Source organism: Streptomyces sp. adm13(2018) (genome assembly GCF_008042145.1).
Lineage (GTDB): Bacteria > Actinomycetota > Actinomycetes > Streptomycetales > Streptomycetaceae > Streptomyces.
The window spans coordinates 1-3,146 of the sequence record NZ_RDBH01000248.1; the positions used below are offsets into that span (position 1 = coordinate 1).

7 protein-coding genes and 1 pseudogene are annotated in these 3,146 nt (G+C 72.0%); all 8 read left to right on the forward strand.

The window, feature by feature from the left end; genetic code table 11:
* Window positions 1-8 precede the first annotated feature (8 nt).
* Window positions 9-113: a helix-turn-helix domain-containing protein gene (locus EAO70_RS40560; RefSeq protein ID WP_410091599.1), complete on the forward strand. Its 105-nt coding sequence runs from the start codon at window positions 9-11 to the stop codon at window positions 111-113.
* Window positions 65-583, forward strand: a pseudogene (locus tag EAO70_RS39855) (DNA cytosine methyltransferase); the annotation flags it as partial. The gene EAO70_RS40560 and the pseudogene EAO70_RS39855, both read left to right, overlap by 49 nt.
* 567 nt (window positions 584-1,150) lie before the next feature.
* A complete protein-coding gene (locus EAO70_RS39860; protein WP_261993229.1) occupies window positions 1,151-1,288 on the forward strand; it encodes a hypothetical protein in 138 nt (45 codons plus the stop codon).
* A 34-nt stretch (window positions 1,289-1,322) separates the two neighbouring features.
* Window positions 1,323-1,613 (forward strand): hypothetical protein, encoded by a 291-nt coding sequence (locus tag EAO70_RS36160; protein ID WP_148007022.1) that lies wholly within the window; start codon window positions 1,323-1,325, stop codon window positions 1,611-1,613.
* 78 nt (window positions 1,614-1,691) lie between these two features.
* Window positions 1,692-1,874 carry a hypothetical protein gene (locus EAO70_RS36165; protein WP_148007023.1) on the forward strand — a complete coding sequence of 61 codons (183 nt, stop codon included), beginning with the start codon at window positions 1,692-1,694 and terminating at the stop codon, window positions 1,872-1,874.
* Window positions 1,875-1,933: 59 nt separating this feature from the next.
* Window positions 1,934-2,581: a hypothetical protein gene (locus EAO70_RS36170; protein WP_148007024.1), complete on the forward strand. Its 648-nt coding sequence runs from the start codon at window positions 1,934-1,936 to the stop codon at window positions 2,579-2,581.
* Window positions 2,578-2,826 (forward strand): hypothetical protein, encoded by a 249-nt coding sequence (locus tag EAO70_RS36175; RefSeq protein WP_148007025.1) that lies wholly within the window; start codon window positions 2,578-2,580, stop codon window positions 2,824-2,826. Before EAO70_RS36170 ends, EAO70_RS36175 begins: the two co-directional genes overlap by 4 nt.
* Complete coding sequence (locus EAO70_RS36180; protein ID WP_148007026.1) at window positions 2,823-3,056, forward strand: hypothetical protein; 234 nt, start codon at window positions 2,823-2,825, stop codon at window positions 3,054-3,056. Before EAO70_RS36175 ends, EAO70_RS36180 begins: the two co-directional genes overlap by 4 nt.
* Window positions 3,057-3,146: the final 90 nt, after the last annotated feature.

The following is a 3,146-nucleotide window of genomic DNA, read 5'->3' on the forward strand; positions in this document are numbered from 1 at the left end:
CCGCAGCAATCCGGCGCCTCGACGCCCGCGGCCTGTCCGCCCAGCAGATCGCCGAACGCATCGGATGCAGCCAGCGCACCGTCCACCGCGTCCGCACCCGCATCCCCGCCTGACTCGCCCCGCCACCACACACCCAGGAGACACCGTGCCCGACCTGAGGATCGGCAGCCTTTGCACCGGCTATGGCGGGCTGGACGCCGCCGTGCAGCGCGTGTTCGGCGGCAGCCTCGCCTGGACCTCCGACATCGACGAAGGCGCCCGCCGGATCATCGCCCACCGCACGCCCGGGGTCCCGAACCTTGGCGACCTCACCACCACCGACTGGGCCGCCGTCGAGCCCGTCGACATCGTCACCGGCGGCTACCCCTGCCAGCCGTTCTCCACCGCCGGCAAGAGGAAAGGAACCCAGGATGAGCGGCACATCTGGCCCCACATCGCAGACGCCCTTCGCGTTCTACGACCCCGATACGCAGTCTTTGAGAACGTCGCAGGTCACCTTCGACTGGGATTCGACACCGTCCTCGCCGACCTTGCCCGCCTCGGGTTCGATGCGCAGTGGTGCCTTGTACGCGCATCGGAGGTCGGCGCTCCCCATCAACGACAGCGGCTGTTCATCCTCGCCACTGATGCCGACACCGACCGCCGGGAACCCGAACGACGGGGAGTCTTTGGAGTCGTGGGAGGCACGCCGGCAGCGGAACCTCGCCAAGGGAATCAACGGCAACGGGCAGGGCACCCCACTGGGGATCGCGGTGAAGCTCCTGCCGACGCCGCGCGCCTCGGACGGGGAGAAGGGCGGCCCGAACCAGCGCGGCTCGAAGGGCGACCTGGCGCTCCCCTCGGCGGTAGTGCAGCTCCTGCCGACCCCCACCTCCTCGTTCCCGGGGACAACGGCGAACTACCGGCCGGACGGGACGCCCTACGGCACGGGGTACGGGCTGACGCTCCTCGATGCGGCTCGGCTGCTGCTGCCGACACCGACCCGCGCGGACGGGGAGCGGACGAGCAGCACGTTCGGCCGGGGGAACCCGACGCTGACTGGGGCCGTTTCGCCCCCGCCATCGCCCGCTGGGAAGCCGTCACCGGACGACGTGCCCCCCGGGCAACTGACGATCGCAATCGACTGAGCCCCGCCTTCGTCGAGTGGCTCATGGGCCTCGACGCCGGCCACGTCACCGACGTCCCCGGGTTGACCCGCACCCAGCAGCTCCACGCCCTCGGCAACGGAGTCGTGCCCCAGCAGGCCGAGGCCGCCATCCGCCACCTGTACGCCCGCGCCACCGCCTGACCCGCCCGCCACCACACACCCAGAAGGACACGCCATGACCGACCTTTACGCCTACCTCGCCGAGCGAACCGACGAGCCGGACCCCGACCGCCGGGCCCTCAGCGGCGGATGGATCCCTAGCCGCCCTGCCGCATCCGTCGAGGCCCTCGCCATCGACGTGGCCCAGACCGTCCGCCTGACCCGCAACTACTTCGGCCCGCTGCGCGTGTCCCTATGGCCCCAGCAGGACGACGAGCCGCACCCGATCAGCCGCTTCGAGCCGGCGCCCGCCCACGCCGAGGCCCACGAGTACGGGGCCGTACCCAACCACCGTCCGCCCGCCTGACCTACGCCGCAGGCCGCCCTGCTCGCGGACATCGAGCAGGGCAGCCCGACCCGACACTACCCACGACAGGAGTACACCGTGACCGCCGGCGTCATCCCCGTCATCCGCTGCGACCACCGCGACTCCGACGGCGAGCAGTGCGACCGCGAGCGCGGAGCCCCCGTCCACATGCCGCACCACCGGGCCCTGCGCGCCTTCCTCCGCGAGCAGGGCTGGCGCCGCCGCCGCGACGGCCGCGACCTCTGCCCCGAACACGCCTGACCCCTCGCCGCTGCCGGGTCGTCCCCGTGGCGGCCCGGCCCCAACACCAGGAGCAGCACATGACCGACCAGCCCGTCTTCGACTACCGCGACAGCGACGGCGCCCGCCTCGCCGTCGATGCCGTGAACGCCAGCACCTACTACGGCAACGAACCCGTCGTCGCCCTGCTCACCGAACACCGCGACGGCGACGACCTGCCCGTCGTGTACGTCCCGCTGGACCGCGTCGAGGAGGTGATCGCCGGGATCCGGGACGCCGCCCGTCAGGCCAGCGGACAACAGTCGGACACGGCCGAGACCGTCGTCGCTTACCGCAACACCGAACGCCCCGGCGTCCTACTCTGCCGCGAGCACGGCGAAGGCTGGATGGGCCTGACCCCGCTCACCTCCGACGACCTCCCCGACGGCGGCATCTGCACCTGGGGCCGCGAGTACGGCCACGAGTGTGGCCGCGACGTCCTCATCCCCGTTGCACGTTCTGCAAGCGGGGTTGACACGCAGCAGGCCGTCGACGAAGCCCGGCCGCCGCGCGAGCAGTGGCGCGTCGAGGGCTACGACGCCGACGAGTGGAATCCCGTCAGCCGCAGCTTCACCACCTCCCAGGACGCGCACGCCCGCAAGCGCGTCAGCCAGCGCTACCCCGACATGCCCACCCGCGTCGTGCGGGAGACGACCACGTGGACCGTCGAGGAGGACGAGACCCGATGACCCAGCCCACCACCGACGCCCGCGAGCGCATCGAGAACCTGTGGGACCGCGCCACCCCCGTCGGACCGCTGCTCGACGCGTACCGCGCCACCGTCCTCCGCGAAGCCGCCGCCGCCATCGACGACGACCTGGAACGGTTCTTCACCGAGTGGCCCGACGAGCCCCGGAACTCGCCCTACGTGAACGGCCGGAAGGACGCTGCTGCCGACCTCCACCGCATGGCCGACGAGGAGACCAGCCGATGACCCAGCCCAGCCCCGCCGACCAACTCCGGGCCGCCGCCAAGGTGCTGCGCGGGAAGACGTCGATCGGCGCATTCACCGCCACCCCCGCCGGAGCTGGCCTCCTCCGAGCACGCGAGCCGATCGCCCAGTGGCTCGACTCCGAAGCCAGCCACCTCGACCACGACGACTTCCCCGCCCTCCACGAGACGGCCCTCGAGGTCGCCCGCGCCATCACCGGAGACACCCCATGACCCAGCCCGAGCCTCTTCGCCCGCGCGCCGAACGCTGCCCCGACCCGCAGTGCACCGACGAGCAGCAGTGCTGGCGCTGCGACTACGAGG